Here is a 987-nt window from a genome sequence, read left to right as displayed (position 1 = left end):
AGGACCCATTGATTTCCGTCTGGCAGCGTGATTCACGGTTCGAAAAACGAGCGGTGAACATGTCTGATCTTTTCTGGTTGAGCGATGCGCAGATGGCGCGTCTTGAGCCCTTCTTCCCCAAGCCCCATGGCAAACCACGCGTCGATGATCGACGTGTGTTGAGCGGCATTATCTTCATTAATCGCAATGGGTTGAGATGGCGCGATGCCCCTTCGGCCTATGGCCCACACAAGACGCTCTATAACCGTTGGAAGCGGTGGAGCGACAAAGGCATCTTCGCCCGGATGATGGCGGGTCTGGCCGCCGAACACGGTGAAGAGAAGACCGTGATGAGCGATGCCACCTACCTGAAGGCCCATCGTACCGCGACCAGCCTGGGCGTCAAAAAGGGGGCGTGGACGCCTGATCGGTCGTACCAAGGGCGGCATGAACACCAAGTTACATGCCATCTGCGACAGTCGGGGACGTCCTCTCAACCTGTTCGTCACCGCGGGACAAGTCAGTGATTACATTGGTGCGCGGGCATTGCTGAGCAACCTGCCGGATGTCGATTGGCTGCTCGGGGATCGTGGCTATGACGCCGATTGGTTCCGGGAAGCGTTGCAAGACAAAGGGATACGCGCCTGTATCCCCGGACGGAAACAGCGCAAGAAGCCGGTGAAGTATGACAAGCGCCGCTACAAACGCCGCAATCGGATCGAGATCATGTTCGGCAGGCTGAAAGACTGGCGACGCGTGGCAACTCGATACGACAGATGCCCGAAAGTCTTCCTCTCAGCCATCGCTCTCACCGCAACCGTCATCTATTGGCTATGAGTCCTGACCCTAAGGGTTCTCTGGCGGGGTATCCCTTCCAGAGTCCCTACTCAGGTTCTTCTCTTCTCTTCTCTCTCTAAGACATCTTCTCCATTACTTATACCTATTAATGAGGTAGATAACCCTAGATAAGAGGCCTCCTCTGAGTGGGGCATAAACAGGGGCATTCTC

1 protein-coding gene is annotated in these 987 nt (G+C 55.8%); it reads left to right on the top strand.

Annotated features, from left to right (window positions below):
• The first annotated feature begins 59 nt into the window (after positions 1 to 59).
• Positions 60 to 816 (top strand): IS5 family transposase gene (locus TRM7615_RS25265; protein WP_108792742.1). Its coding sequence is split into 2 segments (ribosomal slippage): positions 60 to 391 and positions 390 to 816, totalling 759 coding nucleotides; the frame shifts between segments, so codons are not numbered across the junction.
• Positions 817 to 987 lie beyond the last annotated feature (171 nt).

Origin of the sequence: Falsiruegeria mediterranea M17, from assembly GCF_900302455.1 — a bacterium.
In the GTDB taxonomy this organism is placed as follows: Bacteria; Pseudomonadota; Alphaproteobacteria; order Rhodobacterales; family Rhodobacteraceae; genus Falsiruegeria; species Falsiruegeria mediterranea.
This window is presented reverse-complemented; position numbering and strand designations above follow the sequence as displayed.